Raw genomic sequence first — 18,958 nt, 5'->3', positions numbered from 1 at the left:
TCAATCCCACACGACGTCGAGGCGGGGCGGGGAACGGAACATCGTGCCGGTGATGTACGGCGGGGGTGCGTCGGGATCAAGCCGTAGGTTGGTGAGTTCGTCGAAGAGCGCGTTGAAAATCTTGGTGGTCTCAAGCCGGGCCAAGTGCATACCAAGGCATACATGTGCGCCGTGGGCAAAGCCGATGTGCGGCTTCCGTTCCCGGAAGATGTCAAATTTTTCTGGTTCTTCCCAACGTGTCTCGTCGTGATTCGCACTTCCTAAACTGAGCATCATGGTTGCGCCCTTGGGAAGTTGCACTCCACCGATTTCGGTATTGCAGGTGACCTCACGCATGAAGTTGAGCAACGGGGTTTCCCAGCGGATCCCTTCCTCTATGGCCTGAGGCAACAAGCTGCGATCGTCGCGGACGGCGTCGAGTTGGTCAGGATGCGTCAATAGCGCCAGGGCAAGACTTGCCGTTGACCGCGAAGTCGTCTCCGCGCCGGCCGGCAGCAGGTTGCGCATGAAACCGTAGATCTGTTCGTCTGACATCTTCACGCCATTGACTTCGGCACCGGCCAGGATCGAAACCATGTCGTCCTTAGGGGCTTTGCGCTTGTCGGCAAGTATCCCGACGAAGTACTCCTTCATCTCGGCCGATGCGCGCAAAGCGGTTTCCATGTCGCCGCGGAAACCGAGCAGGTCGATGGCGAGTCGGTGGAACTGCAGCACATCGGCATCCGGAAGTCCCAACAGAGCCGCGATCACCCGCACCGGGATCGGCATGAACACCGCATCGACGAGGTCGGCACGCTTGGCGTCCTTGAATTTCGCGATGGTTCTCTCCACCAAGGGACCAACGAGTTCGGCGTCCCAGCGCTTCATCGAAGAGCGGGCGAAGGCGACTCATGCAGTTTGCGGTAGACCGCGTGTTCAGGTTCCTGCATCTCCAGGATCGTCGGGCCCTGGAGCGGCCGGACCACATCTTCATAGCACCGCGTACTGAAGGTGATGTTGTCCGTGAAGATGGCCTTGACAATGTCAAACGTGTAGGCGGTGAAGGTTGGTGGGCCGTCACCCGAATTGCCGACCATCCCCATCTCCGGCCATCCGGCGTGCACCGGGCTCTGCGCGCGGAGCTTCTGAAGTAACGGGTATGGCGATGCGTCGCCGTCGGCACCCATGCCTTGGTTGAATCTGTCCTGTGCGTCTCGAATGCTCTGTTCGAGCTCCGCCACAGTCGCCGGCTCAGCCATCTGACGACTCCTCACTCGTGCATCGGCTCGCACAACATACACCTTGCTGGTTGAGAACCTACATGATGTAGGTTGAGTGGAGCCAGTTACCGCGTAGATACCGAAACAGCAACCAGGAGCGTTCGATTGGCAACTCGAGTCGCGCAATGGGCTACCGGCGCCGTGGGCCGTGCCGCGCTGCAGGAACTGATTGAGAATCCTGATTACCAGTTGGTCGGTGTGCTGGTGTACGACCCCGCCAAGGTCGGGCAGGACGCCGGAACCTTGTGTGGGCTGCCACCCATCACCGGAGTGCTCGCCACCTCGGACAAGGAGGAGATCTTCGCGCTGGGCGCCGACGTCGTCATCCACGCCGCCAGCAAGGCGCATGCCGTCGAAACCAACGCCGAAGATATTTGCCGGCTGCTCGCCTCGGGAACCAATGTCATCACGACCACCTCATACAACCATCTGCCCACATACGGGGCCGAGACCGAACGCGCCTTTGTCGCAGCCTGTCGCACAGGCGGGTCCCGCTTCCATGCGGCGGGCGAGAATCCGGGCTTCATGTTCGAGCGTTTGGTCGCCACGATCACGGCGTTGTCCAAGACCATCGACCGGATCGACCTCTACGAGGCCACCGACGTATCGGCGGTCGACAGCAAGCCGATGCTCGTTGACCTGATGGGCATGGGCAGACCGCCCGAAGATGTGAGCGTCAGTTCCCCGATCGTGAAAAAGCTCGACCTGGCCTATCGGCAGGCGCTCAACGCCACCGCCGACGTCCTTGGGATTAGGCTGTCACATGTCGACGTGTCGGTCGACGCCACGACACTCCCCCGCGACCTCGAAATCCGCGCCGGCACCATCGAAGCAGGAACTGTTGTCGGACAACGGTTCTCGTGGGTTGGCCACTGGTCTGGCCGCCCGCTGCTCGCCATCCACGAGGAGTGGGTCCTTACCCGCGACCTCCCGCAGTGGGGCCTAAAGCCCCTTACTCCCGGCGAAAAGGCACCGCTGATCCGGGCCGTCATCAAGGGAAACCCGAGTTTTGAGCTGCAGCTGGATGTCGGATGGGACGACGAGCCGCCCACCGGAACGCACGCCGAGCCGGGCCATCTCATGATCGCGATGGGGGCGGTGCGCGCGATTCCCGACGTGCTGGCTGCGCCACCGGGCGTCGTAACCGCCCCGGTGTTCGGTGCGATTCAGCTAGCGGGGACCAGTGCAGGCCGGACCGACCGCGCGTGAGATGTGATCACTGGGCGCAGCGTGGAAGACGTGCGCCGAACCGTCCGGCAGCACCCGGCGAGCGATCAGATAGTCCGTGCCCATCCAGCCCTGCCGGATGCAGCGGCCGAATCGCAAGAAAGTCCCCGGTGCCCCACTGGCCGATGGGACGAGCTTGACCTGCTCGATGCCCTGCTTGACGCCGTCCCCGGTCAAAGGGCGCGCCGCGGCGAGCCCCCGCGCGATCACTGTCGCCACATCGTGCGTCAGACCGGGCATCGAATGCGCCGGCCGGCGGCCAAACCGGGCCTCGAAACGATCCAGGAAAGCCTGCCCAACGGTATTGCGCTCGTCGTAGCTATCCAGCCCGACCCATCCCGACAGCTGTCGCATCCACTCAGCGTTGATGTGAGCCATCTCAAATGCGGTGGTGGTGTACCGCGGCGGATCCCATCCCGCCGCCAGCAGCGCATCGGTGAAGCCCCACAGCCCGTGGCCGAACCCGACATGCACCACGGCATCCGGCTCGGCATCCCGCAACTCGCTGACGACCTTGGCTTTGTCGGCTTCCACTTGCGGTATTGCGACCGTGGTCACGACTTTCAATCCGGCAGCGGCGTAAGCTTTTTCGGCGAACGCCAGGTACTCCTTGCCGATCAAAGATGCTTCGTAGGCGATGGCTATCCGCGATCGGCCGTCCCCGAGCATCACGGCGGCCAGCATCACCGGCTCTTCGGGCATTGATCCGTTGTTGAGCGCAAACGTCCACTCGCCGAGAGCCCCTTCGGAGCCCGACAAGATGATGTTGGGAACCTTGGCCACGCGATCGGCGTGCGCGGCCAATGGCACCGCGTTGTCGGAGACATACGGACCGTAGATCGCAAGACACCCCTGGGCAACCAGCTCGTCGTAGGCGGTCTCCACGGCGTGGTACGTGCCGTTGGGCAGGCCGACCACTTGACGTTCTATCAGTTCTATCGGCCGGTCGAGCAGGCCTGAGGCGACCGCCTCGTCGAAGACCAACCGCAGTGTGTCGACAGTGTCGTTATCGGTGCTGGTTTGGGTCGGATAATCGTTGAGCAAACCGACTTTCAACGGCGCAACCGATCCGTACCCGCGAACCGCTTCGTCTGCCATTAAGGCAACATACAATACGAAGGTTGTCCGGCACCCCGCGGAAATGGCCGTTTTCGAAGTCGGATAAGGGATTACTTCCCAACCCCACTGCAGGATCGTGATCGAGGGCGCCCGGCCACCGAATCGGTCCTGGGCGGTGATGAGAAGCCCGTGCAACCCTCGGCCTGATGCCCGTGATCGGTCTCGTTCGCAAAGGCAGCACAACATACATGATGAATGTTGCTACGATGCTGGAATGGCCAAGCGCGGTGGCACCGACGTCGAGCGCAGGACGCGGGGGGATCGCACTCGGAGCGAGTTAGTCGACGCCGGTCGCGCGCTGTTTGTCGAGAAAGGATATTTCGAGACGAGTATTTCGGACCTGGTCACGAGGTCTGGGGCAGGCACTCGCGGTGCTTTCTACCATCACTTCAAGGACAAGGCCGAACTCTTTCGCGCGGTCTTCGAAGAGGTCGAACGCGACCTGACGCTGCGATCACTCGCCTCACCGCCACAAGGCGCCGACGCATGGGAGAAGTTGTCTGTCGGGATGCGCGGATTCCTCGAGTCCGCTCTCGAACCCGAAGTGCAGCGCATCATGCTCATCGATGGACCGGTGGTGCTGGGTTGGCAGACGCTTCGGTCCATCCAGGAGAGCAACAGCATTGCCCTGATCAACGAGATGGTGGACGAAGCGATCGCCGAGGGCATCATCGACGACCACCCGGTCGGCGAACTGACCCATCTGCTCGTCGCGGCAGTCGAGGAGGCGGCCCTCCTGGTAGCGCACGCCGACCGCCCAGCCAAAGCCCGGGTTAGGGCGGCCAAGGTTCTCGATCGGCTCCTGCTGAGCTTTGCTGTCGAGCCTCGAAAAGTACTGCGCCGATAGTTTTCTGCCCGGACGGCGGAGCGTTCGCGAGTAGATGCGGAAATGAGTGTTTTCGATGAACGAATATGATTCCTCTACCGAAATGATAATGTTCCTCTCGACTTCTTCTAGGAGAGCCGATGCCTGAGACACCGCCGCTGCGAGTCGCCGTGGTCGGAGCGTCTGCGGGCCTGGGCCGGTGCATCGGTATGGGCCTGGCCGACAAGGGCAGCCGAGTCGCATTCCTCGCACGGCGTCGTGACCGCCTGGAGAACGCTGCCAGAGAGGCAGGCAATGGCGCGGTCGCGGTCACCTGTGATGTCACCGATGGTGCGGCGTGCGGGCAGGCGATCGGCGAAGTCGTCGATACTTTCGGCGGCCTGGACGCGCTGGTGTACACCACAGGCGTCGGCGTGCTCGCACCGCTCACTGATGTCAGCACCGAGCAGTGGGGAAAGTTGTTCGCCACCAACGTGACCGGCGCTTCTCTCGTCACCGCGGCCGCGGCGCCGCACCTGGCCGTCTCGGCCGGATCCGCGGTCTACCTCTCGTCCTTGAGTGCGTCCTATTCCGCGCCGTGGCCGCTGCTTGGCGCGTACGCGGTGTCCAAAGCCGCGCTCGACAAATTGGTCGAGGCGTGGCGCATCGAACACCCGAACATCGGTTTCACCCGGCTTGCGGTAGGAGACTGCTTCGGCGGTCAGGGCGACTCACAGACCGAGTTCAATAAGGCCTGGGACCCCCAAGCGCTGGAGACTGCCATCCACTACTGGATGGACCACGGCTATATGCAGGGCGGCCTTGTGGAAGCCGAACACCTTGTCGACGTAGTCCACTCCGTACTCCGTTGCGGTAACAGCAGTTTCATCCCCTATCTGACCCTGGCGCCTCGGCCATCCGGCGCCGTGGCCGAACTTCGACAGTGGTGACGGACATCTGAAGGAAATCGCGATGAAATCAAGAGCGGCCGTGTTGCGGGGTATAGGTGTGGACTGGGAAGTCACCGAGGTCGAACTTGATCCGCCACACGCCGGCGAGGTCCTGGTCAAGATGGCCTACGCCGGCATCTGTCATTCCGACGAGCACTTCTACACCGGCGACAGCGTGCCCACTACGGAGATGGAGGAGTTGATGCGGGCGTCGGGACTCCCGGTGCCCGAGTGGTTTCCCATGCTCGGTGGACACGAGGGTTCCGGTGTCGTGGAAGCGGTTGGGCCCGGGGTGACGACCTTGAAACCTGGTGACCACGTGGCCATCTCGTTTCTCCCGGCCTGCGGCAGCTGCCGATGGTGTGTGACCGGCTACACATACCTGTGTGACGTGGGCGCCAATATCTACGACAAGGCGATGACCACCGACGGCACCCGACGTCGCCACCTGGGGGGCGAGGACCTCATGGCGATGATGCAGGTCGGCACCTTCTCGGAGTACGTGGTGGCATCCGAGCGCTCGCTGGTGAAAGTACATGATTGGATTCCGCTCGAGGCCGCATCCCTGGTCTCCTGCGGTGTGACAACCGGATTCGGGTCAGGCTCGGTGGCGGCGGGTACTCAACCAGGTGACACGGTCGTCGTAGTCGGTGTCGGCGGAATAGGCATGAACGCCGTGCAAGGCGCGAAAGTCGCGGGAGCCAAGCACATCGTCGCCGTGGACCCAAACGAGTTCAAACGCCAGATTGCGCCGACGTTCGGCGCCACCCACACTGCTGTCGACACCGGCGTCGCGCTAGAAGTGGTCAAAGAGATCACCTGGGGCGTGATGGCCGACCGAGTCATTCTCACGCCCGGGGTGGTGCCTACGGACATGGTGATGATGGGAATGATGTTGTTACGCAAGGGCGGAACGTGCGTGCTGACGGCGATGCCCAAGATAACCGACCTCATGGTGCCGATGGTCCTTACTGACATGATCAGCTCGTGCAAGACATTCAAGGGAGTGCTTTACGGCGAGATGAACCCGCGGGAAGCGATGCCGAAACTACTGTCGATGTACGAGGCGGGTCTGATCAAGCTCGACGAGCTGGTCACCCAGACATACAAGCTCGATGACATCAACGAGGCGATGAAAGACCTTCGCGCCGGCGAGAATATCCGCGGAGTCATCGCCTTCTGACCTCCGGTAAGCCGACTTGCCTGAAATTTTGCGGGCGAGAGACCAACGCCGGCTATGCAGCACACCTGCTCGTTCTGGCCAAACCCCGCATCGTTGCCGAAACGACCACGTCCAGATGTGCGATGCGGTGAAGCTCCAATAACGAAAACTTCTTTTCTTGGCCCGGAACAAGGCAGGTGCCCACGCATTGGAATTGAAGTTGCGCGCCAGAACTCCACCAACGGTCGTCATGGGCCGGTGATTGACGACAGCAGGATGGCGAAGTCCTCGTGGCTGAGTGGCTCTGAGTGGCTGAGGATTTAGCCGCGATGTCGTTGGCGATATAGCGGCGGCAGCCAGTTCGTGTTGCGTCATTGACCCCGGTCGAGGGCTCGACATGATGGGTGCACCAAGTGGCCACCGTGCGATTGGCACCAGGCGTCTGGGCTGCCCATACTTCGAGGCCTGGCGTAGCCGAAATTGTTCGCCAGCTCCTCGAACCTGACGGCGCCGGTGTGGTCATTAAGAGACGTAGTGAGGCGCCGCTCGGCGCTCATCAGCAGCCGCCGAGCGCTCAGCGGAGATGTTGACTGTCTCACCGTTTTCGCAACTGTACGGCCTGGCGTTCTTACTCGGGCTGACCTATCGTCAGCTCGAAAACCCGTGGTCATCGGCGAAGGTCGAATGCATGCCCGCCGCCCAAGCAAGCCGTAACGGAATGCACGGTCGAAATTTGAAGTACCTACTGCGGCGGTGGTTTCCCGAGCCCGTTGAGTGCAGTAGCAACACGGCTTAGGCCGGTCGCGTTGTCGTCGTCGATGTCCATGCCGTGGGTGTTGTCGGCGTTGTACATGGCTTGAGCCGAAGAGACTATGGCGCTGCCAGTTCCGGCCAACCTGGTGATCGTGGACTCCATCTCGCGCTTCAGCGAGTCCGCCAAAGCCACCAACTTCGGCCCGGTGACGAAGCCAGGATTCCCGCTGGCCGCAGGCTGCGCCGAGTCGAATAGCGGGACAAGCGCGGCGTGCGCGGCGGCTGCCTCGATCTCGATGGTGCTCCCAGCGTTCTTGACTTCGGTGGGCGCAATTTGAACGAAGTCACCACCGCTCATTTCCGAATCCTCTCGCCAATCAACCGACCAGCCACTGGCACGGCAACCGCTCCCCGGTCGAGTCCGGTGAATCCTTTACGAAGATAAGCAGCACTACAAGCCATAGTGCTAATACGAAGACGACTGCCAAAATCACTGCGGCACTGGCTTTGGTCCACCATCGGTGACGACCGACCACTACGAGTACTAGGCCGATGAGTAGGAAAAGCATCGCGACGACAATAAGGCTGAAGCCTGCCTGGCCAAGGAAGTCCGTGTCGGGGTGCGGCGGCAGCGGCGGCGTGCAGTCTCGTCGCAGAACCTCGCGTTCCCACACGTGGTTGCGCCACGAACCGATACCCAAGGGCACTGCAGCGACGGTGAACAAGATCGCCGATACGACAAACCACCACCGAGAATTTCGGACCCATAGCGCGCCGACGGTATTCACCGAGGCCCCTGGGGGCGAACTATTGTCACACTCTGGTCTCCCTGGTCCTGCAGCCGCATCGGCATTCGGTCCTGAAGACTGTAGTCAACAGCGCCGGGTGTGTGCTGGCTATAAAGCACGTCACCATTAGGCAATACAGCGGACACTCGGGTCTGCTGCACGAATAGGTGACACCTGAGATCGCTTGCCCAGGGTGGGCGGGCTGGAAGGATGTCACTGTGGCAAGACCCTATCCCCGTGAGTTCCGCGATGACGTCGTGCGGTTGCGCGCAACCGTGAGGACGGTGTGACGATCGAGCAGATCGCCGCTGACTTCGGGGTGCACCCGATAACGCTGTCGAAGTGGATGCGCCAGGCGGCCGTCGATGACGGCGCTAAGCCAGGCAGAACTACCAGCGAATCGGCGGAGCTGCGTGAAGCGCGGAAGCGAATCCGGTTGTTGGAGCAGGAAAACGAAGTCTTGCGCCGCGCGGCGGCCTACCTGTCGCAGTCCAACCTGCCGGGAAAAGGCTCTACCCGCCCGTGACAGAGCTCGCCGCCGACGGGATTCCCGTCGCGGTGACGTGCCGGGTACTCAAGCTCGCCCGCCAGCCCTACTACCGCTGGCTAGCCAGTCCGGTCACCGATGCCGAATACGCCGAGGCGTATCGGGCCAACGCCCTCTTCGATGCTCACCGCGATGATCCGGAGTTCGGCTACCGCTTCCTGGTCGCCGAGGCCGGCGATGCCGGCCACCCGATGGCCGAGCGCACCGCCTGGCGGATCTGTGCGAGCAACGGTTGGTGGAGTGTGTTCGGCAAGCGTAAACGCGGCAAGAACGGCAAAGTCGGTCCACCCGTTCACGACGATCTGGTGGGCCGCGATTTCACCGCGGATGCGCCAAACCAATTGTGGCTGGCCGACATTACCGAACACCACACCGGCGAAGGCAAGCTCTACCTGTGCGCGATCAAGGACGTGTTCTCCACCCGGATCGTCGGCTACTGCATCGACTCCCGGATGAAATCCCGACTGGCCACCCAGGCCCTCCACAGTGCGGTGGCACGGCGCGGTGATGTCGCCGGCTGCGTGCTGCACAGCGACCGCGGGTCGCAATTTCGCAGCCGAAAATTCGTGCGGGCACTCGGCCGTCACGGCATGGTCGGGTCCATGGGCCGTGTCGGGGCGGCCGGTGACAACGCGGCCATGGAGTCCTTCTTCAGCCTGCTGCAAAAGAACGTCTTGGACCGCCGCCGCTGGGACACCCGCGAGCAGTTACGGCTCGCGATCGTCACTGGATTGAACGCACCTACCACCGCCGCCGACGACAGGCCGGTCTGTGCCGGTTGACCCCCGTCGAATTCGAAGCAATCATGACCGCACCGGCCCACCAGGCCGCGTAACCGAAACTGTCACCTATCCCTGCAGCAGACCCGTCGAAATTTGAAGTACCTACTGCGGCGGTGGTTTCCCGAGCCCGTTGAGTGCAGTAGCAACACGGCTTAGGCCGGTCGCGTTGTCGGCATCGATGTCCATGCCGTGGGTGTTGTCGACGTTGTACATGGCTTGAGCCGAAGAGACTATGGCGCTGCCAGTTCCGGCCAACCTTGTGATTGTGGACTCCATCTCGCGCTTCAGCGAGTCCGCCAGAGCCACCAACTTCGGCCCGGTGACGAAGCCAGGATTCCCGCTGGCCGCAGGTTGAGCCGAGTCGAATAGCGGGACGAGCGCGGCGCGTGCCGTGGCTGCCTCGGTCTCGATGGTGCTCCCAGCGTTCTTGACTTCGGTGGGTGCAATTTGAACGAAGTCACCACCGCTCATTTGATCTCCCCTCAGCGGTTATCCTGAAGCCGGACACAACGGCCCCCCGTCGCTGCCACTCACCGTGTAGCGATCAACACCGGAGGTCGCGTCGCTGTACCCGACGAGCAGGACAAACAACGTCACCAGCAGAACACCCAATACACCAAGCGTCGCAAGAATTTTCAGCCACCAGCGGTGCTTTCCGATCAGGACTAGCACTGCAGCTGCCACCAGGCAGAGCATGGTCGGGATAACAAGTCCTACGGTCGCCCACCCAGGTGCGGTGAGGTTTGGCGCAGCCGGCCAGGGCGTCGCGCAGTGATTGCTCTCCAGCTGGTGTACCCACGCGTCAACTCGCCATGCACCCACGTACAGCGCCACCAACGAACCGGCAAGCAGTATCGCGGCAGCGACGAACCACCATCGAGCCTGTTTCACAACACTGAGACTGCTCATTGCACTCCCCCCGGGCGAATGACGACCACGGTTTGAGGGTCTTGTTCCTGAAGCCTTATTGGGAGCCGGTCTTGGAAGCTGTAATTGACCGCGCCCGGCGTGTGCTGGGTGTAGAGCACTTCGCCGTTAGGAAGGACGCTCGACACGATTGCTGCGTGGTGGCTGACTTCACCGTTGTGCGCGGCGGGATCGCTCCAGTTGAAATAGATGACATCGCCCGGACGGGCCTGCGAGACAGGAACCGGAGCGGCTCCGCTATTCACTAGGAAGCTCCGTTGCTCGTCGGCGTTGTACCAAGACTTGGTATATCGGTACTGGTCCGCATCGAAATTTCGATCCGTGAAGGGGATATGAACACTAGGCATGTTAGGTATTAAGTTTGCCCAATCCTCTTTGCTCCAACGGCCTTCCACCTCTGACAGACCACCTGCCCGCAGCGATTCGGACACGAATAGTGCGCAGTAGTTGGGGAATCGGTTGAGACCCTCGTTGGAGGCGTTCGCGTACGCCCACCTGACCGCCTCGATGGGGTTGTATCCGTTGCCGTTGTTGATCAGCTGAGCTTTGACGTCGGCGGGTATGCCGGGCAGGTCGTACAACTCCACGGGAGCAGCAAGACGAAGTTGCTGCTGTTGTTGCGGAGTCAAAGCCGCCCACCACTTACCGACTTCTTCGGGCGGCAGGCCATCTGGGAGCTGATCGCGGATCTCTTCAACAGCTTTGCGCACTGCCGCGCTCTGCGCGTTCTGCGCTTGCTCAACGGTGACGTCGTCGGGGTTGAGGCTCACCGCGCTCAAGGCATCGGCACACAGCCGGTCGGCCTGAGTGGCGGCCTGCACCGCATCGGCAATCCGTTGCTGATATCTCAACGCAGTCATCAAGTCGCCGACGGGGTCAACGCTGGCCGTCGGCAGACTCACCCTTCCGTCGTCACCGACCGAGAAGCCCTTAGCCGTCGCCTCGGATACACCAGCCGCCAGTTCCCGCTGGGCGATCTCCACCGCGTCCTGCAACGTATCCAAAGGTGTGGTGGCGCCGCGTGCCAGGACGCCTGTATTGACCATTCGGTTCGCAGTTTGAACCAGCACGTTGCGAGCTAGGGTGCCGGTGTGATCCGGCCAGTGCTCTTCCAGCTTCTTCGCCCCGTTGGCGTGAATATTGCCCGCCGTCCGCTCAGATTGTTTGGCCACCGCCAGGAGGTCATCGGCGGCCGTTTGCCATAGCGCGGGCTGAGCGTCGCGCAACTGCGCGAAGGTGACCACAACCCCTCCCCATGACAATCAATCCGGCGGCAACCCTCATACCGTATGTCGGGCGGCGGTCTGTCCGTGCTGCCTTGCGGGACTCGATGCGCGGTGAGTTTACCGACCGCCGACTATCGCAACCGGTCGACAGCGGCGTGCAGATGATCAAGCACACCGTTAGCAAGACCATGTGTGCGGTCGTAGTCAGAGATCACCTCGGCCAGGCGGTCAAGCCGGTCGTTGAACGCCGCACCGCATACCTCTGCAATTGCCTCGGCGAGTTGATCCGCGGGGACACGAGACACGCGGTCGTCGAGCCACACGTCGGTGACCCGGCCTCGGCTGTCGACCTTGACTTCCACCAGGCCGCCCTCTGACCGGGCCTCACCAGCGACTCTGTCGAGCAAATTAGCCAGGCCGACGAGGTCAGCAGAGTCGTCGTCAGTCATTCGCACGGGCGGCGACCTTACGGGCACTCGTGTCGACGTCGGTGCAGACGTTGGCAGTCAGTTTCCCACTCGCATGACTGAGGTGGTGACTCACCGTCATCAGCGGAAACCCGGCGGCGATCAACCAGGATGGGCAGGCGTGCAGCAAATGGCGCGCCGTGGGCGGAGGGTCCAGTTTGGCCTTGCCCACCGCTCGGTCCCAGATTGTGCGAAACGCCGGGTACCGCACCGGCCACCCACCGCGTTGCGGAACACCCGAGCGTCCTCTTCGGCGTAGTCCAACTGGTGGGCCGGTCATGTAGCCCGCCTCGGATTTTACGATGCTTGCAGGTCAGAGGGTGGAGCTAAGGGGACTCGGACCCCTGACCCCCACACTGCCAGTGTGAAACAGGGTGTGCTGGCTTGTGTACGGGCGTCTAGTGCGTGTCGAAACGTCCACGTCGGCATGGGGTTTCCGTACCGATACGTCTAATGCGTGTTAGCGGGTGATCGAGAGTCTTAGGACACTGCTAGGACACGGCGAACGGGTGTTCGGGCAGCGATTCCATCATTGCTTGTTGCCAGAAGCTCAAGAGCCGACTCACCCGGCAGCCCTATCCAGCGACTTCGCCCGCGCTTGGGCGTCGCGGCGCTCGACGGGGCTCGACGGCCTCGCCGCCAGCTTCGCCTTCGGATGGTGTCCGAACTTATAGGCTCGCACTGTGGACATTGTGAGGTCGAGGGAGCGTGTAGCCGAACACGGCGAGGTCTTCACGCCTTCTTGGATGGTCGAGTCGATGCTTGATCTAGTAAAGGGGGAATCGGAGCGGATCGATTCCCGGTTCCTCGAGCCAGCGTGCGGTTCGGGATTCTTCCTGGTCCCAGTTCTAAGGCGGAAATTAGCGACAGTCCACGCCCGGTACGGCAGGAGCGACTTCGAGAGGCGATACGAAGCTCTTCTGGCTCTCATGTCGATCTATGGCATCGAACTTTTGCAGGACAACGTCGCCGAATGTCGGCAGAACTTGCTGGATGTCATCGCCAAGTATCTCGCCGTCGGTCCGGCCAGCGAGTGGTACAGCGCTGCCGCGCAGGTGCTGGAAGCCAACATTGTGCACGGAGATGCACTGTCGATGACGACGCGAGAAATCCGCCCCCGGCCCATCACTTTTCCAGAGTGGTCGTATATCGGTAAGGGGAAGTACCACCGTCGCGACTTCCGCTTCGACACGCTGACAAGAGTGTCGTCCTTCGGCGCCGACGACACACTTTTCGCTGATCTTGGTAAGCATGAGATTTTCACCCCCGCCAGGGACCACGGCTTTCTATCTGTAAGGGACATCGCGGCGGGAAGGAGCCTCGATGAGTGAACAAGCAGCCCTCAAGTTGCGTAACCGCAACCCCGATGTACTGACGTGCATCGCGAACCTGTCGAATGACGAGGTATTTACCCCGCCGGAAATCGCCAACCAAATGCTCGACCTGCTCGCGGAGGCATGGGCAGCCGAGAACGATGGAGCAAACATCTGGGCGAACAAATCACTGACCTACTTAGATCCATTCACAAAATCCGGCGTTTTCCTCCGCGAGATCACGTCACGCCTGACCGACGGACTAAAGGACGAGATCAGTGACCTCAAGGAACGCGTCGATCACATCCTGACCAGACAAGTCTTCGGCATCGGTATTACGAACCTCACCAGCCTGATCGCCCGCCGGAGCGTCTACTGCTCGAAGTGGGCAAATGGAAAGCACTCCATCGCCGCGTCCTTCGACATCGAGGACGGCAACATCTGGTTTGAGCCAGGCCAACACGAGTGGGTCGGCGCCACCGAATTCATCGAGACAGCCGATGAGCAAGGCAACCCGGTCACCAAAGGAACCAACGGTAGGTGCAAATACTGCGGTGCCAGTCAGAAGGCACTCGACCGTGAGCAGGGCCTAGAGACGCACGCTTACACGTTCATACACACCGACGACATCAAAGCTCGGATCGCCGAGCTGTTCGGAGATGACATGCAATTTGACGTAATCGTGGGCAATCCACCGTTTCAGCTCGGCGACGGCGGCGGCGGCGGTGGTGCCTCCGCGACACCGATATACAACCTCTTCGTTGAGCGAGCGCTTTCGCTCGAACCACGGTATGCCGTGATGATTACGCCATCGCGCTGGTTCTCAGGCGGGAAGGGCCTCGACAGCTTCCGTGATCGCATGCTTGGCGACCGCCACTTCGTGAAGCTCGTCGATTACCCGCAGCTATACGACGTGTTTCCTGGTGTGAAGATTCGGGGAGGTGTCTCGTATTGGCTGTGGAGTCGCGACCACAATGGCGATTGCGAGGTGGTGACCAAGGTCGGAAGCGAGGTCATCGGAGAACCTGCACTGCGCAGCCTCGACGCGTACGACGTCCTGGTGCGGCGTAACGAGGCTGTGCGCATCCTCGACCGTGTCTCGAGTTTTCGCGTTGGCGAGCAGCCCGAGGCGAGTCTCGGCGACCAAGTTTCGGCTAGGAAACCTTTCGGTCTTACGAATCAGCGCGGAAAACCGACGGCGGCGGGCATTAAAGACCCTGTACTCGTCTACGGAAACCAAGTCACCTCCTATATGGAGCGATCTGCCATCACCAATAACCAGAGCTGGATCGACCAGTGGAAAGTTCTGTTAGTCAAGGCGCATGGGACTAGCGGGCGAGATGACGTGACAATTCTTGGGGAGCCCGTTGTGGCTGCGCCGGGGACGGCATGTACCGAGACATACCTCGTAATCGGTGTATGCAAGTCCGAGACCGAAGCGCGAAACCTCGCCGCCTATATGCGCACGCGCTTCGTACGTTTCCTGGTGTCTCTGCGCAAGATTACTCAGAACATCACGCGTGATTCATACCGATTCGTTCCGGTTCTCCCAATGGATCGTGTCTGGACAGATGAAGACCTCTACGAGCGCTACGGCATCAAGGCGGATGAGATCCAGTTCATAGAGTCGCTGATCGCAGAACGTCCGAGTGACGACGACGGTCCGACAGAGGTAGTCGAGGACGATGAGTAAGCGAATCGAGGACCTTCTTCCAGAGAAGCCTGACGCGCGCCTTCGCATCTACGCGTACTCAATCGAGGACGATGCCCATGCCGGCCTCCTAAAGATCGGCCAAACCACGCTCGATGTGAAAGCCCGCGTGGATCAACAACTCAAGACCGCAGCGATCAAGAACTACACCATTCATCTCGATGAGTCGGCTGAGCGCGAAGACGGATCAATCTTCACCGACCATCAGGTGCGAGCCCGCCTCAAGGCGAAGGGTTTCACCAACGCCGAGTTGGAGTGGATGGAGTGCACGCTCGCCGACGTTCAGACAGTAATCACCGAACTTCGCACCGGCCAAGTGCTCACAGGTACTCACCATGAGACATTCGCGATGCGCCCTGAGCAGGCAGCGGCTGTTGCGAAGGCACATGACTACTTCAACTCTATTTGGAATGAGGACTCGCACGCCGTACCGCGCTTCTTATGGAACGCGAAGATGCGGTTCGGCAAGACATTCGCTGCCTATCATCTGGCCAAGAAGCTGAGCGCCGCCAAGGTACTCGTAGTGACTTTCAAACCGGCTGTGGAAGACGCTTGGCAGAAAGATCTCGAGTCGCACGCCGACTTCGATGGATGGCAGTACCTCTCCAAGGCCACAGGCAAGGACCCCACCACAGCCGAGAAGGACAAGCCGCTCGTGTATTTCGGCTCCTTCCAAGATCTGCTAGGCAAGGACAAGTCCGGGAATATCAAAGCCAAGAACGCATGGCTGCACGAGACCAACTGGGATCTAGTGATCTTCGACGAGTACCACTTCGGTGCATGGCGTGATCGCGCCAAGGAACTGTTCGAAGGAGAGGACGAGTCGGAGGCCAAGAAAGAAGCAGCCGCCGAGTACAACCCGGAGTTGGATGTCTTCAACGAGGAGCTGGACGAGTTAGGCGACAACGAAACCGAGTTCTTACCCATCACCACTAAGGCCTACCTCTACCTGTCGGGAACACCGTTTAAGGCGCTGGCGACCGGCGAGTTTATCGAGGAACAGATCTTCAACTGGACCTACACGGACGAGCAGCGCGCGAAAGAGCGGTGGGCGGAGGAGCATCCGGACGAATGGAATCCTTATGGCGCCCTGCCCGAGATGCGGCTCCTCACCTACCAGATGCCCGACGAACTTCTGGCAGTCGCGAAGCAGGGAGAGTTCGACGAATTCGATCTCAGCGAGTTCTTCGCGGCTACAGGAACGGGGTCCGCAGCACAATTCGAGCACAAGAACGACGTTCAGAAGTGGCTAGACATCATCCGCGGCGCCTACGCCGCCACCCAGATCGACTCGCTCAAGCTCGGGGCGAAAAAGCCGCCGTTCCCTTACTCCGACGTGCGCCTGCTCCCCTACCTGAACCACTCCTTCTGGTTTCTGCCATCAGTGTCGGCATGTCATGCCATGGCTAATTTGTTGGCAGAGAAGCAAAACGTCTTCTTCCACGACTACCACGTTCTTACAGTGGCGGGCGCTGGCGCCGGAATCGGGTTGGCAGCTTTACCCCCCGTACGCAACGCAATCGGTCGAGGGCACGACTCCAAGACCATCACACTCTCCTGCGGCAAGCTCACCACCGGCGTCACGGTTCCGCAATGGTCGTCGATGCTGATGCTGCGAAACCTCAATTCACCCGAGACCTACTTCCAGGCTGCCTTCCGCGTTCAGTCACCCTGGTCAATTCGGAACCCCAATGGCGATGATCCGAACGAGGAAGAGAATCTCAAACCAGTCTGTTTTGTTTTCGACTTCGCGCCCACGCGCGCGCTTCGCCAGCTCGCTGAGTACGGCGCAGGGCTCTCACCCGAGGCACCTAACCCTGAGGACGCCGTGAAGGAACTGGTGAGCTTCCTCCCGGTGCTTGCCTACGACGGCTCTCACATGACGCAGGTGGACGCGGGCGCCATTCTCGACATCGCCATGGCCGGTACGTCCGCGACGCTGCTCGCCCGCAAATGGGAGTCGGCATTGCTGGTCAATGTCGATAACGACACCCTGCGCAAGATACTTGATAACCCAGATGCGCTTGAAGCGGTGATGAAAATCGAAGGATTCCGAGCGCTCGGAAGTGATGTCTTCGAAACCGTCATCAACAAGAGTGAAAAGGTCAAGCAAACCAAGAAGGACAAGGGCGAGGACATCACTTCCACCGAGAAGAAGGAACTGTCCGAGGAGGAGAAGGAGTACAAGTCGAAGCGCAAGCAGATCCAAGAAAAACTGATCAAGTTCGCTACCCGCATCCCGGCTTTCATGTACCTCACTGACTTCCGCGAGAACACGCTTAAGGACGTCATCACAAAGCTCGAACCCGACTTATTCCGCGCGGTTACTGGTCTAACGGTGGATGACTTCAACTTGCTTGTCTCGCTCAATGTCTTCAACAGCGTGCATATGAACCAGGCCGTGTTCGCCTTCCGGCGCTACGAAGATTCATCGCTGTCGTACACCGGTATCGAAAGCCACGAAGGACTAAGCCATTTCGGCCTGTACGACACGGTTGTTGCCCGCGAGGCGTAGACGTCTCAGATGTTCGACCACGGCTCGAATTCGTCGTCTACGTGGATTTCGGAACTGTTTGGCCCGCTTCCGCGATAGAGCCTGTGGCCGGGGCTATTAGGCTCGGGCACCGCCGTTCCACTGCGAGCGTCGATCACCGCCTGCCCGGCACCGTTCGGCAGCGACCGCAGCAGGTCATCGATTCCGCCGAGCGAGGCTATCGACTCGATCAGGCGCGCGGCCTCGTTGGCGAACTCGGTCTCGCTGATTGTCGGGCCGACCGCGACTCGGGTGGCCGCGTCGAGGCCGTAGAGCTTGGCGAGGCTGTCGAGGGTGCGCAGGACGATCCTGGCCGCGTCGGTGTCGCGGCCCTGTGCGGCAGGCCAGAACGCGAGCAGGACCGACTCAAGCCGAGCCGAGTGCACCGCCCGCAGTTCGTCAATCGACTCGGCCTCGCGCCGGTCGAGGTTGCGCTGCACGGCGTGCCGAGCGCCGGACTCGTCGGCGTAACCGAGCTGCGCGGCGATATGCGCGTAGGTGTGCCCCTGTACCCGCAGCTCTACCGCTGCGAGCGCACGCTTGCGCTCGTCGGGCTGGCGCACGGCGTTATTGGTCATCGGTGTTTCTCCGTTCGGTTCGGACGGCCATTGATCGGACAGCAGGGTTAGTCACAGCACGAGCGGCGCGCGGGCACGGTTGGCCGCAGCCAGGCGCATGTCGTCGGCGTCACCGAGGCCGACGTAGTTGCGACCGGCGATCTTGATCAGGTACACGCGGCCCGCGTGCCACAGCGCGATCAGCCGCTCGCCCTTGCGGTCGTGCGAGCCGGGCACCCGCCGCCTGATCGCAGCCCAGAGGTGCAGGTCGTCGCAGCCCGCGTCGGTGAGCGCAGTGAGGATCGCGGCGTCGATCCGGTCGTCGGTCGGTTCGGTGGTTTCGGTGTAGGTCGTCATCTCGGTCGCCTCGATTGGTTGGCCCGGCATGGGTCGCCGTCTGGTGAGCTGTGGGTCGGTGACGCTGTTCACCGCCGAGGCTCGGCGGCGGCGTCAGGGTCGTCTACGACATCGCCGCACCGCCTCGCTTAGAGGTTGGGCACCCTTGGCACCGGGGGTTGGCACCCAATAACGACAGGTGAGCCTGGGCTTGGCACCGTTGGCACCCTTGGCACCCTGTCGCACTCCCCCGCAGCCTCTCAACTGTCGTCAGACAGTTAGCTAGAGAAGTGAATCGGGCGACTTCGTACAGCACTCTCAGGTAGCGAGTTTTCGCGCCAGGGGTGCCAAGGGGTGCCAACGGTGCCAAGCCCCCTGCGAGCTGGGCAAACGTCAGCACCGGCGGTGTCAACCCTGGCGCCAAGGGTGCCAACCCCTCACCCACGGTCAGGCGCCTTTATCCGGTACTCGATAACGTTTTGAGCAGCGCGTTCGA

Annotated in this window: 16 protein-coding genes and 2 pseudogenes; 8 read left to right on the top strand and 10 right to left on the bottom strand. The window is 61.2% G+C overall.

The genetic code is table 11. From position 1 onward, the window contains the following. Nucleotides 1–1,238: pseudogene (locus tag A5636_RS06490) on the bottom strand (cytochrome P450). 126 nt (nucleotides 1,239–1,364) lie between these two features. Between A5636_RS06490 and A5636_RS06485 the strand changes: the two are divergent. Next, nucleotides 1,365–2,468, top strand: coding sequence for an NAD(P)H-dependent amine dehydrogenase family protein (locus A5636_RS06485; protein ID WP_065157882.1), 1,104 nt, complete (start codon nucleotides 1,365–1,367; stop codon nucleotides 2,466–2,468). Here the strand turns inward: A5636_RS06485 and A5636_RS06480 are convergent. Beyond that, the gene (locus A5636_RS06480; protein ID WP_065157881.1) at nucleotides 2,430–3,584 is read right to left on the bottom strand and encodes an ABC transporter substrate-binding protein; all 1,155 of its coding nucleotides are present in this window, start codon (nucleotides 3,582–3,584) and stop codon (nucleotides 2,430–2,432) included. The two genes, A5636_RS06485 and A5636_RS06480, sit on opposite strands and share 39 nt — an antisense overlap. Nucleotides 3,585–3,819: 235 nt before the next feature. Here A5636_RS06480 and A5636_RS06475 point away from each other — a divergent pair, with 235 nt between their 5' ends. The 3 genes from A5636_RS06475 (at nucleotide 3,820) to A5636_RS06465 (ending at nucleotide 6,543) form a co-directional block, all read left to right on the top strand. Continuing rightward, nucleotides 3,820–4,452, top strand: a complete 633-nt coding sequence (locus A5636_RS06475) for a TetR/AcrR family transcriptional regulator (protein WP_065157880.1) — start codon at nucleotides 3,820–3,822, stop codon at nucleotides 4,450–4,452. Nucleotides 4,453–4,571: 119 nt separating this feature from the next. Further along, on the top strand, nucleotides 4,572–5,360 hold the full coding sequence (locus tag A5636_RS06470) for an SDR family oxidoreductase (protein WP_065157879.1): 789 nt from the start codon (nucleotides 4,572–4,574) through the stop codon (nucleotides 5,358–5,360). 22 nt (nucleotides 5,361–5,382) lie between these two features. Next, nucleotides 5,383–6,543 (top strand): NDMA-dependent alcohol dehydrogenase, encoded by a 1,161-nt coding sequence (locus A5636_RS06465; protein WP_065157878.1) that lies wholly within the window; start codon nucleotides 5,383–5,385, stop codon nucleotides 6,541–6,543. Between the two features lie 721 nt (nucleotides 6,544–7,264). On the opposite strand, the gene A5636_RS06460 is transcribed toward A5636_RS06465, so the two are convergent. Then, a complete protein-coding gene (locus A5636_RS06460; protein WP_065157877.1) occupies nucleotides 7,265–7,633 on the bottom strand; it encodes a hypothetical protein in 369 nt (122 codons plus the stop codon). Between the two features lie 19 nt (nucleotides 7,634–7,652). Then, nucleotides 7,653–8,063 carry a hypothetical protein gene (locus A5636_RS06455; protein WP_155763667.1) on the bottom strand — a complete coding sequence of 137 codons (411 nt, stop codon included), beginning with the start codon at nucleotides 8,061–8,063 and terminating at the stop codon, nucleotides 7,653–7,655. Between the two features lie 218 nt (nucleotides 8,064–8,281). Here A5636_RS06455 and A5636_RS06445 point away from each other — a divergent pair. Further along, a pseudogene (locus A5636_RS06445) lies at nucleotides 8,282–9,445 on the top strand (IS3 family transposase). 49 nt (nucleotides 9,446–9,494) lie between these two features. Here A5636_RS06445 and A5636_RS06440 read toward each other — a convergent pair. From A5636_RS06440 to A5636_RS06425, 4 genes are all read right to left on the bottom strand, one after another. Then, nucleotides 9,495–9,863 (bottom strand): hypothetical protein, encoded by a 369-nt coding sequence (locus A5636_RS06440; RefSeq protein ID WP_065157875.1) that lies wholly within the window; start codon nucleotides 9,861–9,863, stop codon nucleotides 9,495–9,497. Nucleotides 9,864–9,881: 18 nt separating this feature from the next. Continuing rightward, entirely contained in the window at nucleotides 9,882–10,283 is a 402-nt protein-coding gene (locus tag A5636_RS06435; RefSeq protein WP_155763666.1) for a hypothetical protein, read from the bottom strand. A gap of 14 nt (nucleotides 10,284–10,297) precedes the next feature. Continuing rightward, a complete protein-coding gene (locus tag A5636_RS06430) occupies nucleotides 10,298–11,563 on the bottom strand; it encodes an amidase domain-containing protein (RefSeq protein ID WP_065157873.1) in 1,266 nt (421 codons plus the stop codon). A gap of 113 nt (nucleotides 11,564–11,676) precedes the next feature. Further along, nucleotides 11,677–11,994: a YbaB/EbfC family nucleoid-associated protein gene (locus A5636_RS06425; RefSeq protein ID WP_065157872.1), complete on the bottom strand. Its 318-nt coding sequence runs from the start codon at nucleotides 11,992–11,994 to the stop codon at nucleotides 11,677–11,679. A gap of 701 nt (nucleotides 11,995–12,695) precedes the next feature. On the opposite strand from A5636_RS06425, the gene A5636_RS06415 reads away from it, so the two are divergent. The 3 genes from A5636_RS06415 to A5636_RS06405 are packed head-to-tail and all read left to right on the top strand — an operon-like array spanning nucleotide 12,696 to nucleotide 17,551. Next, the gene (locus tag A5636_RS06415) at nucleotides 12,696–13,343 is read left to right on the top strand and encodes an N-6 DNA methylase (RefSeq protein ID WP_065157870.1); all 648 of its coding nucleotides are present in this window, start codon (nucleotides 12,696–12,698) and stop codon (nucleotides 13,341–13,343) included. Beyond that, nucleotides 13,336–15,018, top strand: a complete 1,683-nt coding sequence (locus tag A5636_RS06410) for an Eco57I restriction-modification methylase domain-containing protein (protein WP_065157869.1) — start codon at nucleotides 13,336–13,338, stop codon at nucleotides 15,016–15,018. The genes A5636_RS06415 and A5636_RS06410 overlap by 8 nt, the downstream gene beginning before the upstream one ends. Then, nucleotides 15,011–17,551 (top strand): DEAD/DEAH box helicase family protein, encoded by a 2,541-nt coding sequence (locus tag A5636_RS06405; RefSeq protein WP_065157868.1) that lies wholly within the window; start codon nucleotides 15,011–15,013, stop codon nucleotides 17,549–17,551. Before A5636_RS06410 ends, A5636_RS06405 begins: the two co-directional genes overlap by 8 nt. 5 nt (nucleotides 17,552–17,556) lie before the next feature. Here A5636_RS06405 and A5636_RS06400 read toward each other — a convergent pair whose 3' ends face one another. Both A5636_RS06400 and A5636_RS06395 read right to left on the bottom strand, forming a co-directional pair. Further along, entirely contained in the window at nucleotides 17,557–18,147 is a 591-nt protein-coding gene (locus A5636_RS06400; protein WP_065157867.1) for a hypothetical protein, read from the bottom strand. A gap of 51 nt (nucleotides 18,148–18,198) precedes the next feature. Further along, entirely contained in the window at nucleotides 18,199–18,483 is a 285-nt protein-coding gene (locus A5636_RS06395; protein WP_155763665.1) for a hypothetical protein, read from the bottom strand. Nucleotides 18,484–18,958: the final 475 nt, after the last annotated feature.

The organism is Mycobacterium asiaticum (assembly GCF_001673315.1).
In the GTDB taxonomy this organism is placed as follows: Bacteria; Actinomycetota; Actinomycetes; order Mycobacteriales; family Mycobacteriaceae; genus Mycobacterium; species Mycobacterium asiaticum_B.
This window is presented reverse-complemented; position numbering and strand designations above follow the sequence as displayed.